Source organism: Candidatus Sulfotelmatobacter sp., from assembly GCA_035498555.1.
In the GTDB taxonomy this organism is placed as follows: Bacteria; Eisenbacteria; RBG-16-71-46; order RBG-16-71-46; family RBG-16-71-46; genus DATKAB01.
This window is the reverse complement of sequence record DATKAB010000081.1, coordinates 95,263-111,239: the sequence shown is the minus strand read 5'-3', so window position 1 is coordinate 111,239 and position 15,977 is coordinate 95,263. Positions and strand designations below refer to the sequence as shown.

The following is a 15,977-nucleotide window of genomic DNA, read 5'->3' as shown; positions in this document are numbered from 1 at the left end:
GCCCGGGACCTACACGGTTGTGGCCTCATTCGGCTATTCGATGAGTGCCGGCGTAGGTTGGCCAATTGGGATCACGCGCGTGGCCACGTTTGTTTGGAAGCCGTGAGATTCCAGCTCGAGCGAATAGCCGCGACCGATTAATGAACCGCCCCGGTTTTCCCGGAGGCTCCATTGCTTGAGAGGATGGAGTCATGGCACGAACCAGCAAGTACTCGCCAGAAGTCCGGGAGCGGGCAGTGCGGATGGTGCAGGAGCATCGCGAGCAGTACGAGTCGCAGTGGGCAGCGATCCGCTCGATCGCGGAGAAGGTCGGGTGTACGGCCGAGGCGCTGCGTCGGTGGGTGCGGCAGGCCGAGCGTGACCAGGGCCAGCGTCCCGGGCTCACGAGCGACGAGCGACAACGCTTGAAGCGACTCGAGCGCGAGAACCTCGAACTGCGACGAGCGAACGAGATCCTGCGTCTGGCCTCGGCGTATTTCGCGAAGGCGGAGCTCGACCGCCGAGCGAAGTGATGGTCCGCTTCATCGACGAGCAGCGGGAGAAGTTCGGGGTCGAGCCGATCTGCCGAGTGTTGCCGATCGCCCCATCGGTCTACTACGAGCACAAGGTTCGCGAGCGCTGTCCCGAGCGACGTTCGCTGCGCACCCGGCGTGACGAACGCCTGTGCCCGCACGTGCGGCGCGTCTGGGACGAGAACCAGCAGGTCTACGGTCCGCGCAAGGTGTGGAAGCAGTTGAAGCGTGAGCAGCACGTGGTCGCCCGTTGCACGGTGGAGCGCCTGATGCGGCGTCTTGGCCTGCGCGGCACGGTGCGGGGCCGCACATTCAAGGTGACGACGATCCCGGACACGACGGCGCCGCGCCCGGCGGACCTGGTCACGCGGAAGTTCCAGGCGACGCGACCGAACCAGCTGTGGGTCGCCGACCTGACCTACGTGGCGACCTGGCGCGGGTTCGTGTACGTGGCGTTCGTGATCGATGTGTTCTCGCGCCGGATCGTGGGCTGGCGGGCGTCGAACTCGCTGCGCAGTGACCTGGCGCTCGATGCGCTGGAGCAGGCGCTCTACGAGCGCCCACTCGGCAACGCGGAGCGGCTGGTGCATCACAGTGATCGCGGCGTGCAGTACCTGTCGATCCGCTACACCGAGCGGCTGGCCGAGGCCGGCATCGAGCCCTCGGTCGGCAGTCGCGGCGACCCGTACGACAACGCGATGGCCGAAAGTGTGATCGGGTTGTTCAAGGCGGAAGTCATCCATCGCCGGGGACCGTGGAAGGGGCTCGACGACGTCGAGTTCGCGACGCTCGACTGGGTCGCGTGGTTCAACGGCAAGCGTCTGCTCGAGCCGCTCGGCTACGTTCCACCGATCGAATACGAGCAGGCGTACTATCAGCGTCACGCAGCACAGACCGAGGTCGCGTAACTCATGTCCGGAGCTCTCCGGAGAACCCGGTACGGTTCATTTCTGACGGCATGATGCGTCGACCGGGGCCGAGCGTGCTCGGGATGGAGAGCGAGATCGAGAGTCTGGCGTCCCCGACGATGCCGAGTTGGAACCAACTTACGGGCTGGCTGCGGGACATGGATTCGCTGCGGGCATCGGTTGCGGGAGCGGTTGCCTGATGGCCCGCGCCGGGGACTTGAGCGCCCTGCCGGACTCCCGGGCGAGGTTGGAACCCGCTGGAAAGCGCCTGAGGGTCGTCGCGCAGTTGGGTGCGCGAGGCGGAGAGTCTTCCGGCGACTAGCGGTACGCGGCCTTCAAGCGGCCCCACGAGATCGTTCTTGTGGGCGTGACTCCGGCGCCGAACTTCTGCACGGTGGCGAGGTCGAAGTCCGCGACGTAGACGGCTCCGCTGGCATCGATGGCGATTCCGGATGGCCACGAGAACTGGCCGTTCCCCGTCCCTTGAGTGCCCCACTGCGTGAGGTAGGCGCCACCGCTGGTGAACGCCTCGACTCGCCTGTTGTCTTCGTCCGTGACGTACTGCGTTCCGCTGGCATCAACGGCGATGCCCTGTGGATACGAGAGCTGGCCGTTCCCGGAACCGTAGGCACCCCACTTCCCGACGAACGAGCCGTCGGAGGTGAACTTCTCGATGCGGTTGTTGAACCTATCGACTACGTAAACGAATCCAGATGCGTCGACCGCCACACCGTAGGGTCCGTTGAACATGCCATCGCCGCGTCCGGGCCCACCCCATTGGGTGACGAAGTCGCCGCCAACCGTGAACTTCTGGATGCGATTGTTGCCGACGTCGGCCACGTACACGAAGCCGGTGGCATCGACGGCGACAGCGAATGGGCCGTCGAACTGACCGTTTCCCGTGCCGCCCGAGCCCCACTGACCGAGATACGCGCCGCTGCCCGTGAACTTCTGGATGCGGTTGTTGCTCCTGTCGGCGACGTAGACGGTTCCGCTCGCGTCAACTGCTACACCAGCAGCCTCATTGAACTGCCCGCCTCCACTGCCGCCAACGCCCCACTCCGCGAGAAAGCCGCCGTTGCTGGTGAACTTCTGGATGCGATTGTTGCGCATGTCTGCGACGTAGACATTGCCGCTGGCGTCAGTCGCCAAGCCCGTGGGCAGCATGAACTGCCCGCTGCCAGTGCCGGGGGAGCCCCACTGCGTCAGGTAGACGGGAGTCTGCGAGAGTGCCGCGGCGGGCAGCAGGGCGACGAGAAACGCGACGAGGGCGAGAAGGCGCTTCATGGCGGGCCTCGGTTCTCAACAAGCTTCGATTTTCCCCGGAGGATGTATCAATGCTCGGCCGTTACGCCTTCAGGCCAGTTGGGCCTCACGAGGAAGGGCGAGCACCATGATGCGAAGCGTTGGAGCTGGGGTCAATGCGCCGAAGGTGTATGCGCGGCGACACGCAGGTCGTTGGCGTCCCCAAGCATCGAGAATTCGAACCGGATGGCTCCCTGGCTGAAGGAGATGGCTGAGTTGCGGCTCGCCCTGGCCGGGTGAGGGGGCCAGACTCACGGGAGAGGGGATCTCTCTCGCAGTTTGGGGAGTAGCTGAGGGATGTGCTGCCGCTCGAGGGCTCGATCGGCCGGGGCCCGGGTTGCCCGGGCCCACCCGGAGGCCGTCGGTCGCAGCCTCCGATTCGGGCCATGCACTAGGAAGAGAGCACCATGGCGGGGTCAGCTTCAGTCCCGACGCGACCCAATCGACCGGCTATCGTGCGTTCATGCCGGCGCCGCTGCCGCCCAATCCTTCACTCGACTTGAGCGGGGAGCTTCAAGGACAACTGTCGGCGGCGGACCGCAGCGATTGACTCGCCGCTATTGAGCGCATAGCCTTCTCGTTGCTCCGCAGGTTTCCCGTGACGCATTCCTCGAGCAGAGCGAGGTCCGCAGGCTTCTAGGTACCCCCTTTCACCATCGCTGTTGCTTCGAAGTCGGGCTGCGGGGGGTTGCGCCATGCGTGCCGAGCGTCGTCGGACTGTGCTGATCTTGCTCGCTCTTTCACGACGATGCTTCGTCGGAACGCGAACCGCTGCGCTCGTCTTCGCGGTCGTTCCGTTTCTCGCTTCCGTGACCGCCGCCCAGACAGTCGATCCACGCCTGCCGATGACCGATGGTCAGGTGTGGTCGATGGTTCGGCAGGGCGACACTCTGTACATCGGCGGGAAATTCCACACCGTCGGCCCGGCATCGGGCGGCTTTGTCGCGATCGATCCAGTGACTGGAGATCAGAAGCGGAACTGGCCGGAGGTCGCCGGGTCGGTCGTGGCGGCGGTGTCCGACGAGCAGGGTGGCTGGTTCATCGGAGGGTCCCTGAACACGGTGGCGGGCCTCGCGCGCCCTTACGCCGCTCACGTGCGCGCCGACGGGACACTCGACTCGTGGGATCCCGGGTTCGACGGACCAATCACCGCGTTCGCCCGGGACGGCACGCGACTTTACGTCGCCGGTGGCTTCGCCCACGTGGGCGGCCAACCGCGCCCCGGTCTCGCCGCGATCGATCCGGTGAGTGGCGCCGTGCTCGACTGGAATCCGGTTGCCGTTGGCGGCGTGACGAGGATCGCCACTCGCCGCGGAGTGGTCTACTTACAAGGGCGCTACTCCATACCAACGCCGCCCAGCGGTGCCGAGCGGGGCTGGCAAGCAACCGCGATCGATTCCGCCTCGGGACAGGAAGTGCTCTGGCAGAACCGATACGCCACTGGCTTCGGCCCGAGCGGATTCGCCGTCGGCGCGTCGGCGGTCTTTGTGAGTTCCGGCTTGGGGCCTGCGGCGTTCGATCTCGCCACTGGTGCGGGATTGCCCTGGACTCCGATTGTGAACGGATGGACCTATGCACTCGCCGTCGCGGACACGGTGCTCTATCTCGTCGGCGAGTTCACCATTGTGGACGGGCAACCCCGGGCGCACATCGCCGCGGTGGACGCACGGAACGGTCAGGTCCTGAGTTGGAACCCCGGAGCGGACGACGTGCCGAACTCCCTCGTCGTGCAGGACTCAACGCTGTACATCACCGGCGCGTTCACGACGATCGGCGGAGGAAGCCGCCGCGGGATCGCCGCTCTCGATGCGCGGACCGGAGCGCTGCGGCCGTGGGATCCCGGCGCCACGGCACCGATCCCCGCGCTGCTCGCCGCGAGCTCGAGCAGTCTCGCCGCGTCGGGGATCTTCGGTCCGGGACGCGCGCCGGCCTGCGAGAACCTTGCCGCAATCGACCTTCGCACGAACGAAGTGCTCGACTGGAATCCTCGCACCACCGGACTCGAGCCGACCGTTTATACGATGGCGATCGGCGGGGGCAAGCTCTACGTCGGCGGCTGGTTCGACACGGTGGGCGGCGCCTCGCGGCCCGAGGTCGGATCCCTCGATCTCGCCACGGGGCTCGTGACCGACTGGAGACCGTTCCCGAACACAGAGCTGTCGACGGTCGCTGTCCAGGACTCGTCCGTCTATGTCGGCGGCGCGTTCACCGAGGTGGGGGGCGTGCCGCGTCGATACGTCGGGGCGATCCACGCCGGGAGCGGCGCGCCCACGAGCTGGGCGCCGGATGCCGACAATCTGGTGCGTGGATTCTTCTTCCGGGACACGACCGTCTACTGCATCGGCCAGTTCACCACGATCGGAGGCCAGCCTCGCTCGGGGGCCGCGGCGCTCAGCATGAGAACGGGCCAGCCGACCGCCTGGAATCCTTCGATCGGTGGAGAGGTCGATGTGATGTCGATCGATTCGAATCGGATGTGGCTCGGCGGGAGATTCCAATCGGTAGGCGGACAGCCTCGCAGCATGCTGGCTCAGATCGATCTCGCCACCGGAGCGCCCGCGACCTGGGTACCTGACGTGGTGGGGCTCGACGTGTGGACGATCGCACCCGCAGGTTCGGCCGTCTACGTCGGAGGTGAGTTCAACAGCATCGATGGGACGTCTCGCGCGAACGCCGCTGCATTCGATGCAACCACTGGAGCTCTCCTGCCGTGGAACCCGAACGCAGACGGATCCGTGCGCGCTCTCCGCGCGGACGACGAGGGAGTCCTCGCGGGTGGCGAATTCACGTCGATCGCGGGTCGGCTTCGAAACGGCATCGTTCGATTGCTGCCGGCAGAGACGACCTCTCCGAACGTCACGGTGCTGGGTCCTGCCGGTGACGAGGTTCTCGCGATCGGCACGACTCGCACACTCACCTGGTCGGCAAGTGACGCGATCGCGGTGCAGAGTGTCGACGTCTACCTGTCTCGCACCGGGCCCACCGGACCGTGGACGCTGCTGGCAGCCGGCGCGGCCAACACGGGTGCGTATGACTGGAAGGTGGCCGGTCCAGAAGCGGATCGCTCGGCTTGGCTGCAGGTGGTCGCGCGCAACTACGCCGGTCTACTCGGGAGCGCGGTCGGCGCGTCCGCGTTCAGCATCGCATCCTCCCTGGTGGCTGCCAGTCCGAACGGTTCGCTCTCGCCCCCGCTCCCGAACCCGGTCCAATCCCACGCGCTGCTCAAGTACGCTTTACCGCGTGGCGGCCGAGTCGAGTTAAGCCTCGTCGATATTCAGGGACGCGTCGTTCGCAGGATTGTCGACAGCGATCTGCCGGCCGGGCGCCACTCGTCAGACGTCGATGCCTCCGCGCTTCGACCAGGATTGTATTTCGCCCGACTTCGAGCGCCGGGCGTCGATCTTGGGCAGCGCGTGGTCGTCGTGAGGTGAGAGCAGGCCAGAACGAGTCGAGCAGAATCAGGCACTGTGGTTGTCGCGTTCTGAGAAGGAGGAAGCAGTATCCCGTCGGCCCCAAGCGCCCGACCGCGCAGGGTCGTCGCCATCGGCGAGGCGTCGGCGCGGAGAAGAGGGACAGTTCGGGGACAATCGAGGGACAACGAGCCCTCGAAGTGCCCGCAACTGCCTGCAACACAATGGAGGAAGGTGGCGTCCCCAACGGGATTCGAACCCGTGTTACCGCCGTGAAAGGGCGATGTCCTAGGCCTCTAGACGATGGGGACGCTTAGAGAGGCGGGACAAGGTAGCGGCGGGGAAGTGGCGCGGCAAGTTGCGCCACGAACATTCGCTCGACTCGCGGGCTCGCCGCGCGCGGCAGCCGCGCTCGGCTACTTCGACGCGGGCTTGTAGGCGGGATTGGCGAAGCTGACGACGCGCGCTTCCTCGACCATGCTCTTGTCGATCAGCTCGCCGGCCTGGTTCTCGGCGTTCGACTTCACCGCGAACGCGCCCAGCACCACGGTGAAGTCGCCGGCCTTCGACGCGACCACGCGCCCCGGCAGGCTGGTCGCGGTCGCAAGCCGCGCTTTCTCGGTGTTGGCTTTCGCCTCGTTGATGTAGGTGCCAACCGCGACGCCGTAGAGCGTCTTCGGCACCGCGGGCTCGGCGGGCGCGGCCGACTGCGTCGCGGCGCCGGAGCCAGTCATCGCTCCACCGGAAGCGTTCGCGCCGCTCGCGACCGATGCTCCAACCGGCACCGCGGCGACAGCTGCGGCCTTCGCCGCTCCCGATCCACCCGGCTTCTCGCTCGCAGTCGACGGCTCACTGGTGCCGGCGCTCGCGCCGCCCGGCTTCTCGGTCGCAGCCGCGACTGGTGCCGGCGACGAGGGCGGAGCCGCGGGCTTTTCGCTCGTCGGAGCGGAAGTCGCGGCGCCGGGAGCACCGGTTGGCGCACTCGGCGGCGTTACGGTCCTCGCCGAGCTGCTCGCCGCGCGCGCGGGAGTGCTGCGTGGCTCGGGCTCGTTCGACAGCGCCTTGAAGCGCAGCGTGAGCACCACCGCGATCACCACCGCGGCCAGCGCTCCGAGTCCGATCAGCCAGCCGGTCGCGCGGCTGGCGCGAATCTTCTCGCCCGAATCCCCGGCTTCGAGCCGCTCGCGCAGTCGCGGCGGCAGCGAATACGGTGCCGCAGTCGGCTTGAGCGGCGGCGTGCGCGCGGGCGCGCTCGCCGCCCTCGGCGGCCGTGACTCGGCCGGCGGCATTGGCGGCGCGCCGCGCGCCGGTGCCGGAGCAGGTTCGGCGGGAGCGGGGGCCATCGAGATCGATTCCAGTTCGAACTTCTGAGGCTGCTCGACCACCGGCTCGGGCGCGGGCGCAGGACGCGCTGCAGGAGCCGCCGCCGGAGGTGCGGACATCTTCGGCGGCTCGAGATCCTCGAAGCTCGGAAGCTCGGGAGGCTGAGCCGCGGGCTGCTCGTCGATCGAATCGCCCACCGGAACCACGATGGCCTCGGGCTCCGCCATGGGCGGAGGCTCGGCTGCCGCCCGCTGCGCGGCGCTCGTCGCGCGCTCTTCGGCGAGCGCGTTCTCCCACGACATCTCGCGGAAGTTTTCCTCGGCGGGTGGCGCTCCGGCCTCGGGAAACTGCGACAGCGACGCCATCCACGACTGCCAGGTCTCGGCCGATCCGGCTGGGCGCACCGCCACGGGCGGCAGCGGCGCGCCATCCTCGGGCGGCGCCGCAGGCGGCTCGGCCTGCGCGATGGCCGGCTCGGGCGCCGGCGGCGGCTGCGGAGCGGGCGGCGTCATCACCGGCCGCGGCGCGATCGGCGGGGCGGGCGGCGCCTGCGCCACGATCGGCGGCGCGGCAAGCGGCGGCGCCGCGGCGACCGGCTGCGGCGTCGTCGGCGCGGCGGTCGCAGGCGGCACCATCGCCGGGGCGGTCGCGGTGCTCGGCGCGCCGACCGCCACCTGACCGTCGAGCACACTCTTGAACTCGGTGTCGCGCTTGACGGCCAGCACGTGCTCGGGCCGCACGCTCGGCGAATCCTCGACGAACGCGTTCAGCAGCGCCTGCGCGGCGACGGTGTTGATCTCGCGCGGGATGCCGTGCGTCATGCGGAACACCTCCGCGCAGGCTTCCGGCGGGAACACGGTGAGCGCGTGGCCGCCCGCCACCGTGATGCGGTGATGGATGTAGCGTTCCGTATCGTCGAGGTTCAACGGTCGCAGTCGGTAGTGGACGCCGATCCGCTGGCGGAGCTGTCGCAGCTCGGGCTGCATCAGCTTCTCCTCCAGCTCGGGCTGGCCGACCAGGAAGATCTGCAGCAGCTTCTCGCCCTGGGTCTCGAGGTTCGACAACAGTCGCACTTCCTCGAGCAGGCCACGGTCGAGATTCTGCGCTTCGTCCACCAGCAGGATGCCGAAGTCGCCGCGCCCGCGCACTACTAGCAAATGGCGCTCGAGCTGACCCATCAGCATGGGCTTGCTGATGGGCGGCACCAGCTGGACGCCGAAGCGCAGGCAGATCTCTTCGTAGAGCTCGCTGCGGGTGAGCGCGGAGTTGGTGATCAGCGCGACGACCGCGCGCGACTTCCACTCGCTCAGGGCGTCGTAGAGCGCGGTGGTCTTGCCGGTGCCGACCTCGCCGGTAATGAGAACGAAGGGCTCCCGGTTCTCGATGCCAAAGCGGAGGTGCGCGAGCGCTTCCTGATGCTCGCGGCTCGGATAGACGTACTTGGATTGATGGCCGGCGGCGAAAGGATTTTCGCGCAGGCCGAACTGTCGTTCGAACATATCGGTTCGTCCCTGAGTCGTGGCGTCCTTCGCGACGGACGCCCGGCAGGGTTATCGGCCGGGGGCGGGCCGGGCTTGCGGGCTTTCCGGAAGCCGCGGAAGGGGTTTAGCCGCGCTCTGCCGGAAGAAGCTCGCCAATCGAGAACAGGGCCGTGAAAGGAACTCCGCGCTGTTGAAAGATCTGGGCCGCGCCCTGGCCACGGTCCACCACCGCCAGCACGCGCACCACCTCGGCCTTGTACGACTCGGCGGCTTCGGCCGCGATCAGCGAACTTTCGCCGCTGGTGATCACGTCGTCGAGGATCGCCACCCGCTTGTGGCCGGCCAGGTTGCCCTCGACCTGCGACTTGAGGCCGTGCTCCTTGGATGTGCGCCGCACCAGGAAGCCCTCGATGGGCTTGCCGACCTCGGCGCTGTGCAGCATCACGCCCGCCACCAGCGGATCGGCGCCGAGCGTCAATCCTCCGACCGCGGTGATGTTGTCATGCGACAGCACGTCCCAGAACGCGCGAGCGATCAGCCGCAGTCCCTCGGGATGCAGGCTGGTCTTGCGTACATCGATGTAGTAACTCGATGTGGCCCCCGAGCTCAAGACGAACTCACCGAAGCGCATCGAGCGATCGAGCAGCATCTGCCGCAGGCGATCCTTTTCGGTGTTTTCCATGATCCTCCATGAGCATCAGGGGCGCGAGCGGCGCGAAACCGGACTGCAATTCGCGGATCGAGTTTGCCCACCGGCCGCAAGGCAAGTCAAGGGAGGGGCCTCGCGGGATCCCTCCGCGGGCCCGGAAATCGGGCAAATCGCGTCTGGTCACTGCCCTTCCCGGCGGGCTAAACTCGTCGGCGACCGCTCTCCGCCCGTGCACGGTCAGCGCTCCCAACCGGAACACCGTCTTGATCGTAAGGTTCACGCTCCTCCTCATCCTGCTTGCGGCGCCCGCATCGGCCCTCGATCGGCCGGTGTTGTCGGCGGGCCAGGCAGTCCCGGCCGGCGGCGGCTACCGCCCGGACGCGCTCACCCTGAAATTGCGCCCCGACGCGACACGGGCCGCCCTGCGCGGCGGCGCCGCCCGGGACTTCCGCGCCGCGCGCACCTCGCTCGGCCTCGCCGGAATCGACGCGGTGGGCGCGAGCCTCGGCGGCGTCACGTTCGCGCGCATGTTCGCGGGAGCGCGGCCGGGCGCGGTGCCGAGCGCGGAAGACGAGATTCTGCAGGGCTTTTTCCGGGTCCAGCTCCCCGCGGGAGTCGACCTCGAAGATGCGCTCGGGCGCTTCTCATCGCTCGCCGAGGTCGAGAAGGCCGAGCCGATCGGTGTAACGCCGGTCTCGCTGATGCCCGACGACTCGCTGTTCAGCGTCTCGACCTGGTTCTACCAGCCTTCCCGGCACGACATCCATGCGCCGGAAGCCTGGGACGTGTGGCCCGGCGACACCTCGCTGGTGGTCGCGATCCTCGACACCGGCGTCATTCCGTATCACCCCGATCTCGGCGGCACGATCGCCGGCCTGCGCGGTCAGCTGTGGACCAACTGGGCGGAGCGGGGCGGGCTCCCCGGCGTCGACGACGACGGCAACGGCTTCGTCGACGACTTCGGCGGCTGGGACTTCGTGGACGCGGCGAGCGGCGGTCCGTTCCCGAATGCGGAGGACGTCGACACCGAGGACAACGATCCCAACGACTACGCCGGCCACGGCACCATGGTGGCCGGCGTGATCGGCGCGATCGGCAACAACACGATCGGTGTCACCGGCACGGTTCCGCAGGTGCGGCTGATGCCGCTGCGCGTGGGCTGGTCCACCAATGCGGCGCTCGGCGGCCAGGTGGACATGGGCTACGTCGCCGAAGCCATCGACTACGCGCGCCGCATGGGAGCCAGGGTCCTCAATTGTTCCTTCGCCACCATCAGCACGATGCCGCTCGAAGCCGCGGTCACCGCCGCGACCCGCGCCGGCGTGTTCATCGTGTTCGCGGCCGGGAACAACGGCCAGGTCCACGACATTCAATTGCGCGAGGACGTGGTCTCGGTCTCGGCGGTTGACGGGAGCGACATGGTGGCGCGCTTCTCGAACCGCGGGCCCGAGGTGGACGTGGCGGCGCCCGGGGTGGGCATCCTTTCGACCGCGCTGATCCACGCGGCGCTCGACAGCATCGGCGAGCGCCAGCCCACCTACGGCCAGGAAGACGGCACTTCGTTCGCTGCACCGCTGGTCTCGGGCGGCGTGGCGCTGTTCGAATCGCGGCGCCGCTCGCTCGGGCAGCGCCCGCTGTCCCCGATCAACCTCGCGCTGCGGCTCTGGGACACGGCCGACGACATCACCGCGCTCAACCCGGGCGACTCGCTCTACGGCGGCGGGCGGCTGAATCTCGAGCGGCTGCTGCTCGACCCGCCGGTCTCGCACGCCCACCGGGCCGGTTCGACCTCATCCGGTCCGTGCGTCGTGGTGCACGAGCGGAGCGGCACGCGCCTCTACTGGGTGTCGTCCAACCGGCGTCTGCTGGGAACCGACGCCGTGACCGGCGACACGCTCGTCAACGTCGCGCTTCCCGGTCCGCCCGGACGGCAGCTGGCGGCTGCCGACCTCGGCGGAGGGCACGGCGTGGGGCTGTTCATCGGCACCGGAAACGCGCGGATGTGCGGGTTCGATCTCACCGGCCAGGTGCTGCCGGGCTGGCCGTTTGCGGCGCCCAGCAACTTCAGCCAGTTCATCGTCGGGCCCGCGATCGGAGATCTGGACGGTGACGGCGTGCTCGAAATCGCCGCCGCCTCGGGGGATGGCAACGTCTGGGCGTGGAGCGCGGACGGGACGCTGCTTTCGGGCTTCCCGGTGATGACCAGCACCTTTGGCGTGGCCGGCGCGGTGGCGCTCGCCGACGTGGATGGAGTTCCGGGCGAAGAGATCATCGTCGCGGCTCGCGACGGACAGGTGCACGCGCTGCGCCATGACGGGAGTGAAGCTCCCGGCTGGCCCGTGACGGTGGCTTCTGCGGTGCCGACGGTTTCTCCGGTGATCGCGCGCTTCGGCAGCTCGGCGGCGATCCTGGTGGCGGGCGGAGGCTGGCTGCACGCGTACCGCGGCGACGGTTCGCTGCGCTGGGATGCCGCGACCGGCGGCACCGTCGTCGACGACCCCGCGCTCGCCGACTTCGACGGCGATGGTGCCGACGAGATCGTGCTGCCGCTCAACACGCCGAATCAGCTGGCGGCGTTCGATTCGACCGGCGCGCCGCTCAGCGCGCGCGGCTGGCCGCGCGCGCTGTGGGGTCCGGTGTCGGCGCCGGTGGTGGGGCCACTGGCGGCCGGAGTGCCGCACGGCGTCCTCGCCATGCTGAATTCCGCGCTCATCGCTCTGAGTGACAGCGCCCGGATCATGCACACGTTCCCGAAGCCGGGCGGCGCGGGAGTCGGCGCGTCGCTGGACGATCTGGATGGCGACGGCCGCACCGAGGTCGCGGCCGGCACCGGGCCGGATTCGCTCTACTACATCTATGACGCCGGCGCCGGCAGCTTTTCGCCCGGCGCTCCCTGGCCCACGCCGCGCGGTGACTACGCGCGCACCGGGAGTCGCGTCGCGCCGCTCGCGCTCCCGGTTCTCGACCTCACCCCGCCAGGAACGATCGCGAATCTCTCGGTGGATTCGCTGGGTGCGACCGGAGCGCGGCTCGCGTGGAGCGCGCCGGGCGGTGACGGCGCGATCGGGCGCGCGGCGCGCTACGACATCAACGTGACGCCGGTCGCGGGCGAGGCCGGCCTGTTCAAGCCGGGCTACGTGCGGGCCGACGGCCCGGCACCCGGCGCCGCCGGCGCCCACGACGTCTACCGCCTGGTCGCCCTGTCTCCCGACACCACGCTGTTCGTGGCGGTGCGGGCGGTGGATTCGACCGGCAACGCCGGCGCCAGCTCGAACGTGGTGCAGGTCTCGACGCAGCCGCCGATCGTGGGCCCGGTCGCCCAGCTCCACCTCGACCGGCAGCCTTCACGCCTGCCGGTCGGCTGGCACTGGCAGCTCGCCGGGGAGCCGGCCGGTGTTGCGCGCGACGTGTTCGTATACGACGTGCTCGGCCGTCGCATCGCGCGGCTCCCGCTGCCGTCCGGCACCGAGGGGACGCTCCAATGGAACGGCCAGGACCACGCGGGTCGCGTCGTCCCGGCCGGATTGTATTTCGCGCGCCTGGTTTCGGGATCCCTCCACGCTCAGTCGCGCGTGGTGCTCCTTCCTTGAAGCACCTCGTTTCGCCGCGAATCAGTGACGCTTGGCGTTGCCGATCTCGACCGGTTCCTCGCCGCTCATGCCCGCCGGCAGCAGCGTCACGTTGAGCGAGCTGGACTGAGCGCTGTGGTTGCCCGATTGATCCACCGCCGACACCTGGAACCAGGCGTTGACGGTGCCGCTCACGTCGGGCAGCGTCCAGTCGGTGCTGCCGGCCGGCACGCTCGCGACCAGCACGAAACCGTTGCTCGAGCTGGTGGTGGACTGGTACACCTGATAGCTGGCGAGATCGGCCTCGCTGTTCGCCGACCAGTCGAGCACACGCTTGCCCGAGCCGTCGAGCGCGACGCCCAGGCCCGCGGGGGCCGCCGGCGGCGCGGTGTCGATCACCGCCGCAGGACTCACGGCCGAGCTGCTGTTGCAGCCCGAAAGCGCGAGCAGGGCCGCAGGGAGCAGGACCAGAGAAAGCTTCATCAGCTTCATCACGACCGGACCTCCAAGAGAAGATTTCGATATTCTGCTGCGCCGGGGTACGCGCGAGGCGAGTTCCAGCGATCCGCCACGGAGGGTGGGCAGTGAGCAATGCGAGTGCCAATCGCACGCCAGTGCGCGATTCGCGCGAGATCACGCGATCCCTCGCACTCTTGCCGGCTCGTGAGCGCGCGATGTTGCGAGCGTGGGACACGATTCCATGCGCGTTGCATCGGGCCGCGCACGATCTGTTGCGAGTTGCGAGGCATCCGCTGATCGCCGCCTGCATCGTCGCTTCGGGCCTGATCGCCGCGCCGGCGCGAGCCGAGGGGCCGGCGCCGCGCTCGTGGTTCGCGAAGTTCACCGCCACGCCGCTGGCGCCGCCGCTCACCGTGACCGGCGGATTCGGCGAGCGACGGCCGCGGCACTTTCATGCCGGGCTCGACCTCTCGACCGGGGGCGGAGTCGGCCGCCCGGTGCGCGCCCCGCTCGACGGGTGGATCGAGCGCCTGCGGACCGCGGGGAACGGCTATGGACGAGCGATCTATCTGCACGCGCGCGACGGCCGGCTGGTGGTGCTCGCCCATCTCGACGCGTTCGCCCCGCCGCTCGCCGCGTACGTGCAATCGGCGCAGGACTCGACCGCGCGCTACGAACAGGATCTGTGGCTGGAGCGCGAGCGATTCCCGGTGCGCGCCGGGCAACTGCTGGCCTGGAGCGGAGCGAGCGGCACCGGCGCGCCTCACCTCCACATCGAGATCCGTCGCGGCGACGTGTCGCTCAATCCGCAACTCGCCGGCCTCCCGGTTCGCATTCCGCTCGCGACTCAGATTCGCGCGCTCACGCTCGAACCGCTCGATGGCCGCTCCTGGGTGGAGCGGGCGGCAGGCCCGCTCACGATTTCGCTCGCGCTCGCCCGAGCCGAGACCCTGCTGGTCGAGGGCCGGGTTCGCGCCATGGTGCGAGCCGACCAACCGGGGGATCGCGGCGCGCGCCTCGCCCCGTGGCGGCTGCGCGAGAGCTGGGGCTCCGACTGGATCGAGTGGCGGGCCGACAGCGCGTCGTGGGCGACCGACATGGATGACGTGGACTACGTCTACGACGTGGGACGCGCGTCGCCCCCCGGCGCGCCCTACATACAAATGTGGAGCCCGCGCTCCTGGCGGCCGCGCGTGCTGCGGACCAACGTCGCGGACTCGCTCGAGGCCGGCGTCATCGAGGTCGCGAACGGCGCTCCGCCGCGGCCGCTTCGCCTGGAAGCCGAGGACACGATCGGCAGGAAGAGCTCGCGCACGGTCTGGCTTCGCGGCCCGCGTCCGAACGAGGAGGGCCCCCTGCCACACGGCACGGGGCGCTACGAGCAGGCGCCCGCCCGGCGCCAGGCTGCTGCCCCTCGCGCGTCGCTCCCCGAGCGGGCGTTCGAGCTGACCGGGCTTCCCGACGACGCGCTGCGGCTCTCCTTCCGCGGCGCTCCCGAGAGCCTTCGCGAGGTCACGATCGCCGGGCGGCCGGCCACCCGCCGCAATCGGGTGTGGAGCGTGGTGCTCGATCGCGACTCGTCCGGGTCGCGTCTCGAGCGTGTGATCCGGGGAGCGCTCGGCGCCGGCGAGGCGTGGGCCGACAGCGGCTCGAGCCTCGAGCTGCGACGGGTGGGCGCGGCGGGTGCGCGTGGCGCGCTGATGGACCTGCGCTGGCGGCTCGATCGCGATGCGGTGTTCGAGCCGGCGACGCTCGGGCTGGCGCCCGCGCCGCGACCGGCGGCCGGCGATCTCGAGCTGGTGCCGATCGGAGAGGCGCTCGAGATCGAGCCGGCTTCGCTGCCGCTTCGCAACGCCGCCACGATCCAGCTGCCGAGCGACGAGGGCTGGGGAGCGCGCGCCGGCGCCTATGGTGACTTCGGCAACGGCTGGGAATGGCTGGGAGGGCCGCAGCCGAGCGGCGGGAACGGAGTCGCCGGCGACTCGCGGCAGCTCGGAGAGTTCGCCGCCTTCGCCGACACGCTCGCGCCGCGAGTCGAGATGCTCGACGTCGCCCGGCATCGCGCTCCCGGGGCGTATTCCACCTGGGGACTGCGCGCGCGCGTCACCGAGAACGGCAGCGGGGTGGACGGGAAGGAATCGTTCTTCCGCGTCGACGGCCGGCGCGTGCCCACCGAGTGGGACGAGCCGCGCGATCTCCTGGTCTGGCGCCCGATCGCGCCGCCCGGCGCCGGGACGCACCGCTACCTGCTGGAGGTACGCGACCACGCCGGGAACCTGCGGCGTCTCGAGGGAAGCTTTGTGCTAGATTGAGTCGCGCCGCTTCCCAGAGCGGCTCCGCTTCGGCTCCACCTCTGCGCAG

8 protein-coding genes, 1 tRNA gene and 1 other annotated feature are annotated in these 15,977 nt (G+C 69.3%); of the genes, 4 read left to right on the top strand and 5 right to left on the bottom strand.

The window, feature by feature from the left end:
- Positions 1–191: 191 nt before the first annotated feature.
- A protein-coding gene (locus tag VMJ70_07515; protein ID HTO90962.1) for an IS3 family transposase occupies positions 192–1,420 on the top strand; the annotation gives its coding sequence in 2 pieces (ribosomal slippage) (positions 192–474 and positions 474–1,420; 1,230 coding nt in all).
- Positions 470–586, top strand: a sequence feature (AL1L pseudoknot). It overlaps the preceding gene by 117 nt.
- Positions 1,421–1,738: 318 nt before the next feature.
- On the opposite strand, the gene VMJ70_07510 is transcribed toward VMJ70_07515, so the two are convergent.
- Positions 1,739–2,707 carry a hypothetical protein gene (locus VMJ70_07510; protein ID HTO90961.1) on the bottom strand — a complete coding sequence of 323 codons (969 nt, stop codon included), beginning with the start codon at positions 2,705–2,707 and terminating at the stop codon, positions 1,739–1,741.
- An 863-nt stretch (positions 2,708–3,570) separates the two neighbouring features.
- Between VMJ70_07510 and VMJ70_07505 the strand changes: the two genes are divergently transcribed.
- The gene (locus tag VMJ70_07505; GenBank protein ID HTO90960.1) at positions 3,571–6,156 is read left to right on the top strand and encodes a T9SS type A sorting domain-containing protein; all 2,586 of its coding nucleotides are present in this window, start codon (positions 3,571–3,573) and stop codon (positions 6,154–6,156) included.
- A gap of 214 nt (positions 6,157–6,370) precedes the next feature.
- Here VMJ70_07505 and VMJ70_07500 read toward each other — a convergent pair.
- The 3 genes from VMJ70_07500 to pyrE all read right to left on the bottom strand — a co-directional run bounded on the left by VMJ70_07500 (position 6,371) and on the right by pyrE (position 9,621).
- A tRNA-Glu gene (locus VMJ70_07500) sits at positions 6,371–6,446 on the bottom strand.
- Between the two features lie 105 nt (positions 6,447–6,551).
- The gene (locus VMJ70_07495; protein ID HTO90959.1) at positions 6,552–8,957 is read right to left on the bottom strand and encodes an AAA family ATPase; all 2,406 of its coding nucleotides are present in this window, start codon (positions 8,955–8,957) and stop codon (positions 6,552–6,554) included.
- A 106-nt stretch (positions 8,958–9,063) separates the two neighbouring features.
- Positions 9,064–9,621 carry an orotate phosphoribosyltransferase gene (gene pyrE / locus VMJ70_07490; GenBank protein HTO90958.1) on the bottom strand — a complete coding sequence of 186 codons (558 nt, stop codon included), beginning with the start codon at positions 9,619–9,621 and terminating at the stop codon, positions 9,064–9,066.
- 230 nt (positions 9,622–9,851) lie between these two features.
- Here pyrE and VMJ70_07485 point away from each other — a divergent pair, with 230 nt between their 5' ends.
- The gene (locus VMJ70_07485) at positions 9,852–13,178 is read left to right on the top strand and encodes a S8 family serine peptidase (protein HTO90957.1); all 3,327 of its coding nucleotides are present in this window, start codon (positions 9,852–9,854) and stop codon (positions 13,176–13,178) included.
- A 21-nt stretch (positions 13,179–13,199) separates the two neighbouring features.
- On the opposite strand, the gene VMJ70_07480 is transcribed toward VMJ70_07485, so the two are convergent.
- Positions 13,200–13,652, bottom strand: a complete 453-nt coding sequence (locus VMJ70_07480; protein ID HTO90956.1) for a hypothetical protein — start codon at positions 13,650–13,652, stop codon at positions 13,200–13,202.
- Between the two features lie 89 nt (positions 13,653–13,741).
- Here VMJ70_07480 and VMJ70_07475 point away from each other — a divergent pair, with 89 nt between their 5' ends.
- Positions 13,742–15,928, top strand: a complete 2,187-nt coding sequence (locus VMJ70_07475) for a M23 family metallopeptidase (protein ID HTO90955.1) — start codon at positions 13,742–13,744, stop codon at positions 15,926–15,928.
- The last annotated feature ends 49 nt before the right edge of the window (positions 15,929–15,977 follow it).